General features: G+C 63.9%; 16 protein-coding genes and 1 pseudogene. 7 read left to right on the top strand and 10 right to left on the bottom strand.

The window, feature by feature from the left end; genetic code table 11:
* Positions 1–34 precede the first annotated feature (34 nt).
* Both GUY30_RS02555 and arsB read right to left on the bottom strand, forming a co-directional pair.
* Positions 35–442 (bottom strand): annotated as a pseudogene (locus tag GUY30_RS02555) (arsenate reductase ArsC); the annotation flags it as partial.
* Entirely contained in the window at positions 439–1,536 is a 1,098-nt protein-coding gene (gene arsB / locus GUY30_RS02550) for an ACR3 family arsenite efflux transporter (protein WP_167193844.1), read from the bottom strand. The gene arsB and the pseudogene GUY30_RS02555, both read right to left, overlap by 4 nt.
* A 120-nt stretch (positions 1,537–1,656) precedes the next feature.
* Here arsB and GUY30_RS02545 point away from each other — a divergent pair, with 120 nt between their 5' ends.
* Positions 1,657–2,007, top strand: coding sequence for an ArsR/SmtB family transcription factor (locus GUY30_RS02545; RefSeq protein WP_228281638.1), 351 nt, complete (start codon positions 1,657–1,659; stop codon positions 2,005–2,007).
* A 54-nt stretch (positions 2,008–2,061) separates the two neighbouring features.
* On the opposite strand, the gene GUY30_RS17870 is transcribed toward GUY30_RS02545, so the two are convergent.
* Entirely contained in the window at positions 2,062–2,244 is a 183-nt protein-coding gene (locus GUY30_RS17870) for a DUF2000 family protein (protein ID WP_228281637.1), read from the bottom strand.
* A 100-nt stretch (positions 2,245–2,344) separates the two neighbouring features.
* Here GUY30_RS17870 and GUY30_RS02535 point away from each other — a divergent pair, with 100 nt between their 5' ends.
* Entirely contained in the window at positions 2,345–2,623 is a 279-nt protein-coding gene (locus tag GUY30_RS02535; RefSeq protein WP_208091473.1) for a helix-turn-helix transcriptional regulator, read from the top strand.
* 110 nt (positions 2,624–2,733) lie between these two features.
* Here GUY30_RS02535 and GUY30_RS02530 read toward each other — a convergent pair whose 3' ends face one another.
* Positions 2,734–4,944, bottom strand: coding sequence for a helix-turn-helix transcriptional regulator (locus GUY30_RS02530; protein ID WP_167193839.1), 2,211 nt, complete (start codon positions 4,942–4,944; stop codon positions 2,734–2,736).
* Positions 4,945–5,324: 380 nt separating this feature from the next.
* On the opposite strand from GUY30_RS02530, the gene GUY30_RS17865 reads away from it, so the two are divergent.
* On the top strand, positions 5,325–6,269 hold the full coding sequence (locus GUY30_RS17865; RefSeq protein ID WP_167193837.1) for an Ltp family lipoprotein: 945 nt from the start codon (positions 5,325–5,327) through the stop codon (positions 6,267–6,269).
* A gap of 147 nt (positions 6,270–6,416) precedes the next feature.
* Here GUY30_RS17865 and GUY30_RS02520 read toward each other — a convergent pair whose 3' ends face one another.
* The 4 genes from GUY30_RS02520 to GUY30_RS02505 all read right to left on the bottom strand — a co-directional run bounded on the left by GUY30_RS02520 (position 6,417) and on the right by GUY30_RS02505 (position 10,081).
* Positions 6,417–7,118: a response regulator gene (locus GUY30_RS02520; RefSeq protein ID WP_167193835.1), complete on the bottom strand. Its 702-nt coding sequence runs from the start codon at positions 7,116–7,118 to the stop codon at positions 6,417–6,419.
* Entirely contained in the window at positions 7,108–8,895 is a 1,788-nt protein-coding gene (locus tag GUY30_RS02515) for a sensor histidine kinase (RefSeq protein WP_167193833.1), read from the bottom strand. Before GUY30_RS02515 ends, GUY30_RS02520 begins: the two co-directional genes overlap by 11 nt.
* Entirely contained in the window at positions 8,895–9,323 is a 429-nt protein-coding gene (locus GUY30_RS02510) for a hypothetical protein (RefSeq protein WP_101546189.1), read from the bottom strand. The genes GUY30_RS02515 and GUY30_RS02510 overlap by 1 nt, the downstream gene beginning before the upstream one ends.
* A 101-nt stretch (positions 9,324–9,424) precedes the next feature.
* The gene (locus GUY30_RS02505) at positions 9,425–10,081 is read right to left on the bottom strand and encodes a TetR/AcrR family transcriptional regulator (protein ID WP_167193831.1); all 657 of its coding nucleotides are present in this window, start codon (positions 10,079–10,081) and stop codon (positions 9,425–9,427) included.
* Between the two features lie 273 nt (positions 10,082–10,354).
* On the opposite strand from GUY30_RS02505, the gene GUY30_RS02500 reads away from it, so the two are divergent.
* The 4 genes from GUY30_RS02500 (at position 10,355) to GUY30_RS02485 (ending at position 14,054) form a co-directional block, all read left to right on the top strand.
* A complete protein-coding gene (locus tag GUY30_RS02500) occupies positions 10,355–10,570 on the top strand; it encodes a CsbD family protein (RefSeq protein WP_139469860.1) in 216 nt (71 codons plus the stop codon).
* A 122-nt stretch (positions 10,571–10,692) separates the two neighbouring features.
* Entirely contained in the window at positions 10,693–12,084 is a 1,392-nt protein-coding gene (locus tag GUY30_RS02495) for an alpha,alpha-trehalose-phosphate synthase (UDP-forming) (RefSeq protein ID WP_228281632.1), read from the top strand.
* Positions 12,085–12,122: 38 nt separating this feature from the next.
* Positions 12,123–12,428, top strand: coding sequence for a hypothetical protein (locus GUY30_RS02490; RefSeq protein WP_101546193.1), 306 nt, complete (start codon positions 12,123–12,125; stop codon positions 12,426–12,428).
* Positions 12,429–12,740: 312 nt separating this feature from the next.
* Positions 12,741–14,054, top strand: coding sequence for a cation:dicarboxylate symporter family transporter (locus tag GUY30_RS02485; RefSeq protein WP_228281856.1), 1,314 nt, complete (start codon positions 12,741–12,743; stop codon positions 14,052–14,054).
* 176 nt (positions 14,055–14,230) lie between these two features.
* Here the strand turns inward: GUY30_RS02485 and GUY30_RS02480 are convergent, their stop codons facing one another.
* Both GUY30_RS02480 and GUY30_RS02475 read right to left on the bottom strand, forming a co-directional pair.
* Positions 14,231–14,863 carry an RES family NAD+ phosphorylase gene (locus GUY30_RS02480; protein WP_167193828.1) on the bottom strand — a complete coding sequence of 211 codons (633 nt, stop codon included), beginning with the start codon at positions 14,861–14,863 and terminating at the stop codon, positions 14,231–14,233.
* Between the two features lie 14 nt (positions 14,864–14,877).
* On the bottom strand, positions 14,878–15,402 hold the full coding sequence (locus GUY30_RS02475) for a hypothetical protein (RefSeq protein ID WP_167193825.1): 525 nt from the start codon (positions 15,400–15,402) through the stop codon (positions 14,878–14,880).
* Between the last annotated feature and the right edge of the window lie 98 nt (positions 15,403–15,500).

Below are 15,500 nucleotides of genomic sequence, written 5' to 3'. Positions count from 1 at the left end.
TGGTCGATGTGCCGGGCAGCGCCTCGGTGTCGGGAACGAGGTCGGCGATCAGCGCTTCGACGCGAGCCCGGATGTCATCACGAATCCTGCGCACCGATTCGAGGTTCTGCCCTGCGGGGTCATCCAACTCCCAGTCTTCGTACCGTTTGCCGGGAAAGATCGGGCAGGTGTCGCCGCAGCCCATGGTGATCACGACGTCGGAGGTGCGCACCGTGTCGGCGTCGAGCAGCGTGGGACTGTTTCGGGTGATGTCGATGTCGAGCTCTCGCATGGCATCGACGGCATTCGGATTGAGCGTTTCGGCCGGTGCGCTGCCCGCGGATCGGACTTCGATCTGCTCCCCGCCCAGCTCGCGGAGGAATCCGGCGGCCATCTGGGACCTGCCTGCGTTGTGTACGCAGACGAAGAGGACGCTCGGCTTGTCGATTGGTGTCGGACTCATACTCGGTTCACTCCTTGGTCGGAGGCGGATGGGAAGAATCGTGGTCGTGCCCACAGCGCGACGTAGACGAGGGCGACGAGGATGGGCACTTCGATGAGCGGACCGACGACTCCGGCCAGAGCCTGTCCGGAGGCGACGCCGTAGGTTCCGATCGCCACCGCGATGGCGAGTTCGAAGTTGTTGCCGGCGGCTGTGAACGCCAGGGTCGTCGTCTTCTCGTATCCCAGCCTCAGCGCTTTGCCGATGATCATCCCGAACGCGAAGACGACGACGAAGTAGACGAGCAGCGGCAGGGCGATGCGGGCGACATTGCCCGGGTGAGAGGTGATCTCGTCACCCTGGAAGGCGAAGAGCAGGACGATGGTGAAGAGCAGTCCGTACAGCGCCCACGGCCCGATCTTGGGGAGGAACCGGTCTTCGTACCACTCGCGTCCTTTCGTCTTCTCCCCCACGGTGCGGGTGAGGAAGCCGGCGAGCAGCGGGATGCCGAGGAAGACGAGAACGCTGAGGGTGATCGCCCAGAAGGAGAATTCGCTGCTGGTCGTCGGCAGGCCCAGAAGGTCCGGCAGCCACTGCAGGTAGAACCAGCCGAGGAGGCCGAAGGCGATCACCTGGAACACCGAGTTGATTGCGACGAGCACGACGGCGGCCTCGCGGTCCCCGCACGCCAGGTCGTTCCAGATGAGGACCATGGCGATGCACCTGGCCAGACCGACGATGATGAGTCCGGTGCGGTATTCGGGCAGGTCGGGAAGGAACAGCCACGCCAGGGCGAACATGAACGCGGGAGCTGCCAACCAGTTGATGACCAAAGAGGTGATCATGAGCTTCTTGTCGGCGAGCACGCGTCCGGTCTCGTTGTATCGGACCTTCGCGAGCACCGGGAACATCATCACCAGCAGGCCGATGGCGATCGGCAGGGATACGTCGGCGACCTTGACCGAGTCCAAGGCCTCTGCCATGCCGGGCACGACCCTGCCCAACAGCAGACCCAGCGCCATGGCGCCGATGATCCACAGCGGCAGGAGTCGGTCCAGCGTCGACATCTTCGCTGCCACCGGCGAATCGATGTGGGCAGTAGCCGTGGAGTGCATGGTCTTCCTTGAGGTCCTGGTCGGTTCTGCGCCGCACTCTTGTGCCGACGCATTGAAGTTCTTCGATACGATAGGACCACAAGGCATCGACAAATGTCAATGTATGAGCATAATGGAAGAGTGACCACACAACCCGCACTCTCTCCGACCGAGGCGGACGTCTGCTGCCCGGCACTGACCGTCTCGCCGTTGAGCCTCGATGACGCTCAGGACTTCGCGCGCATTCTCAAGTCAGTGGCCGACCCGACCCGGTTGCGTCTGGTCTCCCTCATCGCCGGGCACGAACAGCAGGAAGCGTGCGTCTGCGATCTCACCGAACCCGTCGGACTCGGACAGCCGACCGTCTCCCACCACTTGAAGATCCTCGTCGACGCCGGGGTCCTCCGTCGGGAGAAGCGCGGCGTCTGGTCGTACTACTCGCTCGAAGCTTCTGCGCTGAATCGGATCTCCGAGTTCCTCGCCCCGAACTGAGGCTCAAGGGGCAGAGCCGCCTCATACTCTCACTGGCGCAGCCTCACACACACCTCACGCGTGCATCCGCGCACGTTTCACCACCCGATCGACTCCGTTCTTCGGACCGTGCAGAGCCACCCCGACGAGGTTGAGCTCCTCGGCCGGGACACCTGCGACGGCAGCGCGGTTGGCGGCATCGTGTCCGGTGGAGAACAGTTCTTCCGTGTAGATCGCAGTCGCGATATCGCGTCCCACCGAATGCGGCGTCCTGGCCCTGCGTGAGATCGCGAACTCCCGGCTGATCCCCGCCACCGAGACCGCGTCCGATGCGCCGCTTGCCCGACGTCTGCGGGAGATGCTCGATGATCGACTGGTCGAGTCCTTCACCGTCGCCGAGGCGGCTGCCGAGCTCGGCGCCCACCGCAGCCACCTGGTGCGGGTGTTCACCACGACGTTCGGGATCGCGCCCCACCGGTATGTAGTCGGCCGACGGGTCGATCGCGCCCGCCGACTTCTTCTGGCCGGACACACCCCCGCCGAGGCGGCCGCGGAGTCAGGCTTCCACGATCAGGCCCATCTCACGAGACATTTCCGGTCGACCCTGGGCACGACCCCGGGAGTCTTCGCGGCATAGACCGGGCCAAATGGCGATTGCGATTCAGGTCGGCCACGTCCACCTCGGCTGAACGCCTGCCGATCTGGCAGGGCGCGTCGTCAGCTCCGGCGACGGCAGGCCGCCACCCGTCACCCCTGCTGGTTGCGATGGGCGTAGACGACGGCTTCGGCGCGACTGCTCACACCGAGCTTGCGGTAGAGCGCGGACAGTCGGTTCTTCAGCGTTCCCGACACCACGCCGAACTCGCGGGCGATCTGCGCGATCGACTTCGATGAGTCGATGGCGAACAGCAGCGACTGTTCGGCCGGTGTGAGGTCGGTCTGGAAGTCCGGAGCCACCGGCGCGGTCTCCGGCAGCTCGAGCAGACGCGTCTGCAGCACGGACGCCGTGATCTCCGTCGAATTGAACGACCGAGCCACGGCTTCCCACTCGGAGAATTCGGCCGAAGCCGGGATGAGCGACTCTCGAGCTGACTTCGACAGCTGCGCGACCGCCAGCACCGACGCCGTGATCGCACAGTAGTCGAGCATCTGCACGAACGTCTCCAGCGCTTCGTCGGCACGCCCCTCGTGGTGGAGCATGTCAGCACGCAGGGCCATGGCACAGCTCTTGTGCCGGGGCCCCTGATCACTGCCGAGTGCCTGCCCGGTCGCAGCCCACAGCCGATCATGCTGCCCGAAGACGAGGGCCTGTCGAGCCTTGATGATCGAGTCACCAGGGCTGCTCGAACTCATTCGGTCGCTCATATCCTGCAGCGTCTTGGTCTCTCCCGCCGCAGCAAGTACGAAACCGACGATATTGACGAATCCGGAGAATCGAGCGCTCGCGTCGTCCGCCGTGGGCAGGATCTGCACCGTCGGGCTCTCCGTCACCAACTTCGCCGCGATCGACGCCCGCCCGCGGTACACGTAGTACAGAGCCTTGGCACAGTCCGGAATCGGCCCCAGGCGCTGAGTAGTCTTCGCTTGATCCAGCTCAGCGAGGATGCCCTCAGCCGCGTCGAGATCGAGTCGGTCGAGGCTGCGGAACAGCTCAACACTCAGTGCCGTTCGCTCGTCGGGCAGCGTCTCCATCCCGAATCGTGCGGCGGCCTCACGCGCCTCCTTCAGACAACGATCCATATCTGACCCGTGACCCTGGCCCAGCCCGGCCAGAGCGGTTTCGACCAATCCCGCCAGCAGAGGATGCGACGAGTTCGGAGTATAGATTCCCGCGAAGTGCACGACGTTCTGCAACACGGAAGCCGCCTCGGTGAAGCGACCGACCGCAATGAGGCACCACCCACGCTCAAGATTGAGTTCGGCCTGCAGCATCAGCGTGGGCCCCGGCTCTCCGGCACCGAGGCTGAGCATCCGCTCCCGCCCCATCTCGATGACGCCCAGCGCCGCATCGAAGTTCTGGTTCAGACGGTGATGGCGCGCTTCCAACATGGTCAGCACGGCCATCTCGTCGCCGGAGAGCGGAAGGCTCGGGTCGGCCAGTCGGCCGTGCAGCTCCGGCACCACGATGCTGTCGAAGTCGGTGGCGGTCAGCAACTTTCCGAGGTCATCGGTCCCGAGCATCCGCCGGGTCGAATCGATCCGCCGTGCAGCACTGCGGGCCAGGGTGAGGATCGGATTCTTCGCGACCACAGCCTCTGGAACGTTGAGAAAAGCCTCAATCGATTCCGGAACATCTACGAAGACATTGACCGACCGTCGCGCCCACCCGCGCTCCAGCACCTTCCAATCCCTGATCTCCAAGACAAGGTCGAGCAGCCCCGGCAGTCCTTCACGGCTGTCCATGCGTTGGCGGCCGACGGCGTCGGCGATAGCCGTGCTGAGGGCTTCGCGTGGAGTTCGCTTCGCTGGGCCGTTGTCGACTGCGGAGATGCGCCGCATCAGGATGCGGATGAAAGTGGGAACGGTGAAGACCTCGGAGTCGCCGGGAGCAACGGCGAGCAGGCCCGCCGAGGTCAGCAGCGGGGTGAGACCATCGGGTGTGGCGTCGTTCGTGACCTTCGCTGCGTCGAAGGCGGCATAGACAAGGTCGACCATGGACGAGGTGATCTTCGGCGTCCACGAGAAGAGGGCGAGCAGATAGAGTGCGGCCGATTCGCGGGAGGCGTCGCTGATCGCAGGGCTCAGTTCCGTCGACAGCATCGCGACAGTCCGGTCGGGGTCGGTATCGCCCGCGGGCAATCCCGCTTCGACTCGGGCCTGAATCAGGGAGTCGGCGATGCGGGTACGGCCGCCGCTGGCGCGGAAGATCCGCTCCAGTTCGGCTGCGGAGAGCGCACTGCTCAGTTCGAGTGCAGATGCGAAGTCCTTCGCCGAGGCGGCTCTCGGTCCGAATTGCACGTCAAAGACCGATGTGGGCCCGTCGCAGTCCGACGGTCGGTTCGCATTTTCGGCCCGTTTGATCTGTTGAGGTGACACGGAGGGGAACTTTCGTCTCGACTCGGCTCACGCCGAGGTGCAGCTGGGGAAGCCGCAAGGTCTTGAGGGGTGCATTCATGATTATGACAGAGAACCCTGAGTCATCTGCGACCCCAAACCTGATTCTTTCCTCGGAGCCTCGGAACCCGCCTGGCGCAGCTGGGTGAGCTTCCCCACTCTGGCCAAGAACTCCGACAAGAGGATTTGTTATCCAATCGAGACAACACCTGGTGTACTTAGTTGAACTTTTAACTTATAGTTGAAAGTGCAACTACCTCCTCTCTGAACATCCGGAAGTGATAATGACACAGCAGCCCCCAGTACCGGTCGACAACTCGAACCAGTGGATCCCCGCTCAGCCCGCATACGACCGGAACCAGCCCTCATTCGGGCAGTTCCAGCCCCTCGTCGGGCAGAAATCGTTCCTTGCTACGTGGCTGCTGTCGTGGCTGCTCGGCGGACTCGGCGTCGACCGCTTCTACCTGGGCAAGATCGGTACCGGTGTCCTCAAGCTCATCACCTTCGGCGGTTTCGGCATCTGGGCCCTCGTCGACCTCATCATTACGCTGGCCGGCGGACAGAAGGACAAGCAGGGGCTGCGCCTCCAGGGATATGACCAGCACAAGAAGGTCGCCTGGATCGTCACCGGCATCTTCTTCGTCCTCGGCCTCATCTTCGGCGGAGTCTCTGCAGGCTCGGCATCGAATGCCACCGACGATAACGCGCCGATCGTCTCCGAAGAGGAAGCTCCTGCCGAGGAAGCTCCCGCAGCCGAAGCAGTCGAAGAACCCGTCGACGCAGAACCTGCCGTCGAGGAGGAACCTGCTGAGGAACCGGCCGAAGAGCCGGCGGAAGAACCCGCGCCTCAGGAGCCTGTCGAGGAAGAACCCGTCGTCGAGGAGCCCGCTGCACCGGCGGAAGAAGAGGACGACTCGAGCGTTCCCGCCGAGTACAACTCAGCCCTGACAAAGGCTGAGACCTACTCGGACATGATGCACATGAGCAAGCAGGGCATCTACGACCAGCTGACGAGCGAATACGGTGAGGACTTCTCCGCCGACGCCGCCCAGTACGCCATCGACAACGTCCAGGCCGACTGGAACCAGAACGCCCTGGAGAAGGCACGGATCTACCAGGACGACATGGCGATGTCGCCGAATGCGATCCACGATCAGCTCACCAGCGAATACGGTGAACAGTTCACTCAGTCCGAGGCCGACTACGCGATCGAGAACCTCAACAACTGACGGAACAGATCAGTCACGCTGATCAGGCAGATAGAACCATTGACCTGACAAGCTCGAAGGCGGGCGAAGGAAGAGATTCCTTCGCCCGCCTTCTGCATCCCAACGGCCCACCAGCTCAACGGCCGACGACCTAAACGACCCGCCGGCTCACACCCACCGATACTCGTACTCCGGCCTCCCCGGTGTCCCGTGTAGGGGCTGCTTGATCGCCTGTTTCGTTGCGACGAGATGCTCGAGATACCGGCGGACGGTCACGCGAGACAGTTCAAGCCGACGCCCCACCTCGGTGGCGGAGACCGGAACTGGAGAGTCCCGGACGAACGCGGACACCGCGTCCAAGGTCTCGGCGATCAGCCCCTTCGGCAGGGTCGTCGACGACACCGACCGCAGGGCTGAGAGCGCATTGTCCACCGAGGCCTGAGTCGCCAACGACCCGGATCCGGTGAGTCCGCGCCGGAACTCCCGCTGGTTCTCCAGCTTCTCCCGGAACGACGCGAAGGTGAAGGGCTTGATGAGGTACTGCGTGATGCCCGACGAGATCGCCGACCGGATCACCTGCAGGTGCCGCACCGCGGTGATCGCGATGATGTCGACGTCCTGACCACGCGAATTCAGGCGCCCTGCCACTTCGAGACCGTGCGAATCCGTGAGATTCATGTCGAGGAGGACGATATCGACTGACGTCCCGGCCGCGGCGAGTTCGTCGAAGCGTTCGATCGCCTCGTGCCCGCCCAGGCAGGTCCCGACGACTTCGAAGCCGGGCACTCGGGCCACGAAGTCCGCGTGCGCCTGCGCGGTCATCGGATCGTCTTCGACGATGAGCACCCGCAGCGCGGCATCATTGCTCACGTGGGTCTCCTTCCGCCTGTTGCTGACTCAGATCCGCATCATCCGTGGTGGGGTCCTGCGCAGAATCGTAGTCGCCTACAGCAGTCGTGTCCCCCAGCGGGAGCGTGACCGTGAAGATCGCGCCGCCATCGGAATCGACATCGATATGCCCGCCGAGGCGGCTCACCGCCTGCCGGACCAAGACGAGTCCGAATCCGTGTCGTCCCACTCCCCCGGGCTCGGGTTTCGCCGAGGTGCCGAGGTGGAAGAGCGCGTCGATGTCTTCGCCCGCAACCCCGGCGCCGGAGTCGGCGATGGTGATGATGAGCTCCCCGTCGGCGGCGACGAAGTCCGCCCATACGTGCTTCTCGTCCGCGTCAACGACGGCGTCGAAGGCATTGTCGAGAAGGTTGCCGGCGACGGTGACGAGGTCGCGGGCGTCGAGTCGTTCGGGCGGAAGTTCGCCGGTGGCTGTGACGGTGAGTTCGATGCCGCGTTCATTGGCCTGAGCGGCCTTGCCGATCATGAGCGCGGTGATGAATGGTTCGTCGAGGGAAGCGACGAAGGAATCCGTCAGCCGCTGCGACTCCTGCTCATCTTTGACCGCGAAGTCCAACGCCTCCTGCACCCGACCGAGCTCGATGAGCGTGGAGACCGTGTGCAGCCGGTTGGCATGTTCGTGGGTCTGAGCACGCAAAGCTTCGGACAGCGTCGTCATCGTCGCCAGCTCACCGGTGAGCTCCTGGATGTCAGTGCGATCACGCAGGGTCGCGACCGTTCCTCCGATTCCGCGGCCACCCGGTTGGCGCGCACCAGCCCAGCGACTCAAACGGCCACTGTCGGCTCCGCGACCGCGCGGTTGGCTCGCCTGCTTCTGGCTGATGACGAGGACACGATCCGCGGTGAAGTGGATTTCGTCGACGGCGACCCGACCGGTCGAAAGGAGGTCACGGACAGATTCGGGCAGGGCCACCTCGGCGAGGGAGATCGGCGTCGATTCCTCCACTGTGGGCAGGCCGAGCAGGGACGCGGCCTCGTCGTTGTAGAGGACGAGCCGACCGGAATCGTCGGCGAGGATGAGGCCCTCGCGCAGGGAATGCAGGGCCGAATCGTAGAACGCGAACAGCCGACGGAGCTCCTCGGGACCGTAGCCGAGGGTGACTCGGCGCAGGTAGCGGGCGAGCAGCCAGGAGCCGAGTCCGCCGAGGGCGAGCGCGGCGAGGCCGACGAGGATGATCTGTGGCAGGGAGGCCGCCTGCGCCACGGACAGCGTTTCCAGGGTCACGCCGACGGCGACCATGGCGGTGACCTCGCCGGCGGCGTCCTTGATCGGCACGATCGCGCGCACCGACGGCCCGAGCGTGCCTACGTATTCCTCGGTCTCGGTCTGTCCGGCGCGGGCTTTCGCGGTGCTGCCGATGTACTTCTTGCCCAGCTGTTCGGGGTCGGGGTGGGTGTAGCGCGTGCCGTCGCGGTCCATGATCGTCACGAAGTCCACCTCGGCGAAATCGATGACGGTCAGCGCGTAGGGCTGCAGTCGGGCGGAGGGATCGTCCCCGGTCACAGACTCGGTGACATAGGGATCGTGGGCGAGCGTCTCGGCGATGGACAGGACCCGCTCCCCGGTGGCGTGCCGGATGTTGTTGAGCGTCGTCACGTAGCTCGTCACAGACAGCGCGGTGCAGACGAGGACGATGAGGACGAGTTGGACGAGGAAGAGTCGCCTCGCCAGGGTGCCGCCTCGGCGAGCCCGGAATCGCTCCCGGCCCCGCCATGGAGGGGCCGGGAGGGACGCCATTACTTCTTAACGCTCTTCTTTTTCTTCTTGCTGCCGCCGGAGATGAGGAGGGCCAAGCCGATTGCGGCCAGCCAAGTGTCCTTGGCCACTGCGGTGCCGTCCTCGGACGGGCGGATGCCGTCGTCCTTGGTCATCGAATCGATGGAGAAGTAGTTCGCGACGAGGCCGGCGGCGAAGGTCGTCAGCGCGGCACCGGCGATGCGGGTAGGCACGAACGGCAGCAGCAGGGCGGAGCCGACGGCGATCTCACCGTAGGACAGGAACTTCCCGAACTGGGCGGGGGTCATGTTCTCGACCATCGGCACACCGTTGGCGGCCATCTGCTGGAGTCCGGCCGCGGATTCCTCGTCGAGACCGAGCTTGCCGATGCCCGAATTGAGGATGAATGCGCCGGGAACTGCGCGCAGAAGTGCGGTGCTGAGTTTCATATCCTGCTCCTTTGTAATCGGATCGTCACTGAGCCAAGACTATCCGTGAGGGCGCAGGCACGCCACAGCTCAAGGGCTCTCGGAGCCATCTGCCGAGATTCTCAGCCCTGCGTGCTGGTGCGGATCCGCTCGATGAGATCGTCGAGGGCGTCGTCGAACTCGCGCTGGGCGTGGTCTTCCATGAGCAGGTCCTGCAATCGGGTCACCGTGGGGTACTCGCTGAGGTCGTCGCCGGCGGAGGACTCTTCCTCATCCCCGAGGACCTCCGGGATCAGGGAGGCCGCTTGGAGCAGAAGCGCGCCGACGAGGAAGCTCGTGAAGGCCTTGTATGCCGCCACCGCCTCGGCGTCGGCAAATCCGAAGCGCTGCAGCGAGGACAGGAAGTCCTCGACCCAGCGCACGCTTCGCAGCGGCGGACGGAGCCAGGGCGCCTGAGGTGGCTGGGTGGCGATGAGAGGGAAGATCCGCGGATGCTTGAGGGCCAGATTCCGCGTGGCATTGGCGACACGCTGCAGATACTCCTCCCACGAATGGGAGTCCTCTGTCATGAGATCGTCGTCGAAGAGGCCGTCGATGAGCTCGTCGACCATGGCCTCGAGGAGGTCCCCCCGCCCCGAAACATGCCGATACAGTGCCATCGCCTCTACGTCCAAGGCCGTTCCGAGGCGACGCATCGTGAGCTCGCTGAGACCGCAGGCATCGACGAAGGCGATCGCCGACTCGACGACCTGTGCACGATCAAGTCGCTGCTGAACCACGCGCGCCTCCCTTTCCTCGTCCGAGATGTCTCAGACCGGGCGGATTTCACCGTCAGTCTACCCGCTTGATCCGACGCGTCGAGAGATCCCCTGATACCCCGATTACACTGTAAACTCCTCATGGATGACTAAGCTATCACCCTCCATCGACCACCCGACTCGCCAGATCTATTGCGCAGCGAAAACGCGGTCTGCTAGGTTGATTACACCGTAAACATGAATAGCGCTCGACAGAGCAGTACGTCCACACCGATCTCTACGAAAGGACGAATCATGGATTCTCACGACAAGACCGACAAGGTCTCTGACAAGGCTGAAGAGCTCAAGGGCAAAGCGAAGACCGCTGCAGGCAAGGTCACCGACGACAAAGGCCTCGAAGTCGAAGGCAGGACGGACGCGGCCAAGGGCAAGATCAAGCAGGTCGGCGACGACACCAAGGACTCGCTGAAGGGCGTCAAGGACTCACTCAAGGACTCACCGGAGGACTGAGGGACGCGGCTGGAGGGCGGAGGCACTGTCCGCCTCCGCCCTTCGGCCATGCTTTCAGATCTCATGCCCCAGAAATCGTCGTGACGGTACGATCCGTCCCGGCGGCACGAGAAGAAGGGAAGATGATGGGAACTGACCGCCATGCTTTCGTCGTGGTGGCTAATCGCCTCCCCGTCGACCGCATCGACGGGGCGTGGGAAACCTCGCCCGGCGGGCTGGTCTCAGCGGTGGCTCCCGTGGTGCGCGAGCAAGCCGGAGCCTGGGTCGGCTGGGCGAACACACATGACGACAGCCTCGAGCCCTTCGACTTCGACGGGATGAGCCTCGTCCCCGTCTCGCTCAGCCATGACGAACATCAGCAGTACTATGAGGGATTCTGCAACGCTACTCTATGGCCGCTGCACCACGACCTCATCGTCGCACCGCAGTACCACCGCTCATGGTGGCGGGCCTATCGGGAAGTCAACGCCCGATTCGCACAGGCCGCGGTCGAGGCCGCCGAGACTGGGGCGACAGTCTGGGTACACGATTACCACCTCCAGCTCGTACCGGCGATGATCCGCGCTCAACGACCGGACATCCGGATCGGATACTTCTGCCATATTCCGTTCCCTCCCGTCGAGCAGGTGGCCCAGCTGCCCTGGCGTGACGAAATCCTCCGCGGCCTGCTCGGGGCCGATGTCATCGGTCTCCAGGGGGAGGCCGATGCCGCTAAGGCCCGCCAGGCTATGCAGAAGCTGCTGGGCATGGATCCCGAGGAACTTCGCGGCCGAGTCGGCTCGTACCCGATCTCGATCGACGTCGATGAGATCCGGGCCGCGGCCGAATCCCCCGGCGTACAGGAGACGGCCCGATGCTTTCGCCGTGACCTGGGCGATCCCGCCACCCTCATGATCGGGGTGGATCGCCTCGACTATTCGAAGGGAATCCTGCACCGGCTGTGGGCTTTCGAGGAGCTGATCGACGACGGACTGCTCGATGCGCAGGGAACCCGTCTCGCGCAGATCGCAGTCCCCTCTCGCGAAGGCGTGCGCGCCTACCAAGACCTGCGCGACGAGGTCGAACATGCGGTCGGGCGCATCAATGGGAGGCTCTCCACTCTCGGCGGCGATGTCATCCACTACTCCTACCACTCACATTCGACAGAGGAAGCCGTCGCCCTGTACCTGGCCGCCGACATCCTGCTCGTCACCTCCCTGCGGGACGGGATGAACCTCGTGGCCAAGGAATTCGTTACTGCCCGCCGAGGCAGGGGCGGTGCACTCGTCCTCTCCGAATTCGCAGGAGCCGCCGAAGAACTCGACCAAGCCATCATCGTCAATCCCCATGACCGGGCCGGCCTGAAGGCGGCCATCCATCACGCGGCCACGCTCAGCGAAGACGAGGCCCGGAGGCGCATGGATGCGATGGCCGACACTGTCGCCGCCTTCGACGTCCGCCGCTGGGCGCAAGCTTTCCTCCATGACCTGCGAGACCCAGCATCTGCGGCGGCCCTGTCGCCCAGCGACTGGTGACACCGACCATTCTGACCGACCCACCCCAGGAGACCACTATGTACACGATGCTCAACAACCAGGAATCCTCGAAGTACGACCTCTACCTTCCCGGCAGACTCGTGGCCGCGCTCCATTACAAACTCGAGCCTGATGCCAATGAGGTCATGTTCATCTACTGCGAAGCTATCGAGCCTATGCAGGCGGATCAGCACCGCCGAGAGCTCATGCGGCGCGCCGTCGAAGACGCGAAGAGTCGTCGCCTCAAGCTCACCATCACCTGCCCCATCGGCCTCAAGGCCCTCGAGCAGCGGGCACCGCGAGCCGATGCCGATCACCAGCACGCGGAGGAGCCGCAGGCCTGACCCTCGCCGGCCCGTCCTCCCTGGCCATACTCCTGCCTCGGCGCGCCTCACTCCTCCTGTGAACACTATGAACGCAACCGAGACACCCGTCACATCGACTGGCACAGTTGTCGGGTACATCACCACCGCGGCCAGGCGTCGCGTGCGATCCCCGCCCACCGACGGGTGAGGTCGCAGACATCATTTGGAGGAAACATGGCAACGTCGCCACAGCAAGAAGGCGGGTCCGCGTACACGGGCAGCGCCACCGCAACGGCAACCGATCAGGGCGCCCGGCAGCGCAAGAAGGATCGCACTCACTGGCTCTACATCATGGTCATCGTGGCCGTGTTCGCCGGTGCCGCCATCGGGCTCATCGCCCCGGAGGCGGGAATCGCACTCGAACCCCTGGGCAAGGCATTCGTCGCACTCATCAAGATGATCATCGCCCCGGTCATCTTCTGCACCATCGTCCTCGGCGTCGGCTCCGTGGCGAAGGCAGCCACCGTCGGCAAGGTCGGCGGGCTCGCGCTCATCTACTTCCTCATCATGGCGACGTTCGCCCTGGTCATCGGCCTCGTCGTCGGCAACTTCATCCACCCCGGCGACGGACTCCACCTCCAGCCCTATGAAGAGGCCGCCGGTGGCGAAGAAGGCGGAATGGTCGCCTTCCTCATGAGCCTCATCCCCGGTGACATCCCGGTTCTGCCGACCCTCGTGCTCGCTCTCCTCGTCGGATTCGCCCTGCAGTCGATGGGCAAGGCCGGCGAGCCGGTTCTCACCGGAATCAAGCACATCCAGGCCGTCGTCTTCAAGCTCATGATGATGATCATGTGGGCCGCTCCCATCGGCGCCTTCGGTGCGATCGCTGCGGTCGTCGGCAAGACCGGCTGGGCCGCGATCGGAGCGATGGCGACCCTCATGGGCGCCTTCTACCTCACCTGCGCGCTGTTCATCGTCATCGTCCTCGGCGGTCTGCTCAAGATCGTCACCGGTCTGAACATCTTCCTGCTGCTGAAGTACCTGGCCCGTGAGTTCCTGCTCATCTTCTCCACCTCGTCGTCCGAGTCGGCCCTGCCGCGCCTGATCGCGAAGATGGAGCACGCCGGTGTCTCGAAGCCGGTCGTCGGCATCACCGTGCCCACCGGCTACTCGTTCAACCTCGACGGCACCGCCATCTACCTGACTATGGCCTCGCTGTTCGTGTCCTCGGCCATGGGCATGCCGATGTCGATCCCCGAGCAGATCTCGCTGCTGGTGTTCATGATCATCGCTTCGAAGGGCGCTGCCGGAGTCACCGGTGCGGGCCTGGCCACCCTGGCCGCCGGCCTGCAGTCGCACCGTCCCGAGCTGCTCGACGGCATGGGCGTCATCGTCGGCATCGACAAGTTCATGTCCGAGTGCCGTGCGCTGACCAACTTCACCGGCAATGCCGTAGCCACCCTGCTCATCGGCAAGTGGACGAACGAGATCGACCTCGACGTCGCCCGCGCCACCCTGTCGGGTGACAACCCCTTCGATGAGCTCTCGCTCGAACCCGACGTTCACGGAACGCCGACGAATGCCCCCGAGGCGGACGCGGCCCTGCCCGAACCCCAGACCACCGTGGCCGCCGATAGCCAGGCGAAGGCCGGCGTCGTGAGCTGACCTTCCGAGCCATCCCAAGTCACACCACCACGGGTGCCGTCGTCCTCCTCGTGAGGATGCCGGCACCCGTGTGGTTTCGTCTCCCCTCGCCGAGGCGGGTGATCCCGAAAGCGCAATCCGACAGCTGACTGCCGGTGGCGATCATTGCCGAGACACCTCGTCGGGAATTCTTGGCCCTATCCTCCGGGCGCTTCTTCGAGTATCTCGAACTCGTCCAGACTGTCGGGATCGACAACGACGATCGCCATATCCTCAACGACTTCACGAAGAGTCTTCTGCTCGTGGACTTCTCCCGTCGCCGCACCTGTCGGACCGAAGACCGCGATGGCGCGTGAATCTGCTCCTGGAGAGAATCGCGGGTGGTACCAAATGCCGTCGAATCCGGACTCGTGCAGACTATGAGCCCACTGCCGAGGAATCTGGTATTTCTCCATTGAGCACAGCTCGGACGTGACCCCAAATGGGAAGGCGCCGTTGCTCGATACATGCGCTGCCTTCACCGGCTCTGCGAGAGTCAGGCTCGATACGACTCTGCCTTCGAGGAACGTCGTGGTGACGACCCCAGACCGAGTTATATCGGGACCGATGCTTTCACGGGCGGCCACGTCGTCGCTGCTAGCCAAATAGCAAGTTCCGAACGGTTCGGAGAGGTTGAACCGACCCTTTCCATCCGACGAGAAGAACCACGGTTCGTGCTCGTGACGGTGCCCCCTTCTCCAGCGCGTACCCGCATCGACAGGCCGCGTGGGGAACGTGCTCAGATCACGATCGGGATGCGGAAGACTCTGTGCAACAGTTTCTCTGTTCATGATTCGGCGTCGACTCACGCAGACCAACGAGACACGTTGCGCTTGGCGAGATTCTCCGCCAGGGCTTTCTCTCCAGCATCAAGCAGCTCAAGCGGAGTTCGGTCCCCGGCTTCGACCAGTGGAGTGCGAAGCCACTGTGCGATAGTGAACGGATCCGCTGAAGCATGCAGAATGCCGACGAGGTGCAGTACGTCTTCACGAACCCGCTTGCCATCGAACTGAAACGCGGGAAACAATGTGCGACCTTGAACAGTCAGCACAAAAAGGCGTCCTTCCCTGACCCTCTTACTCACACCTTGGCGAGTGATCTTCCACATCGTCATCAAAGCCTTCGTGGAGTACACAGGGCCGATGATTCTGCCTAGCTGGCCTCCCGCGCTCCGCGGAACCATGGCGACCATTTTGGAGCCGAGTGCTTCGGCATCTTTGACGTTCTCTAGGTCAGCCGCCGGAACTTCGGCGAGCTCGCGCCGGACGGCTTCAAGAATCGCGCGCTCATTCGCATCGCGCCGTTGCTGCTCAGCAGTCGGTGAATTCACGATCGGACCTCCACCTGAAGTGATGTCAACTGTGTCAACTATTCTGACTCCACGCGGTCATGCTGTCAACCATGTCAACTTTCACCGCCATGAGGCGA

It is taken from the genome of Brevibacterium pigmentatum (genome assembly GCF_011617465.1).
Lineage (GTDB): Bacteria > Actinomycetota > Actinomycetes > Actinomycetales > Brevibacteriaceae > Brevibacterium > Brevibacterium pigmentatum.
The sequence above is the reverse complement of the archived record's forward strand: the minus strand, read 5'-3'. Positions and strand labels throughout refer to the sequence as shown.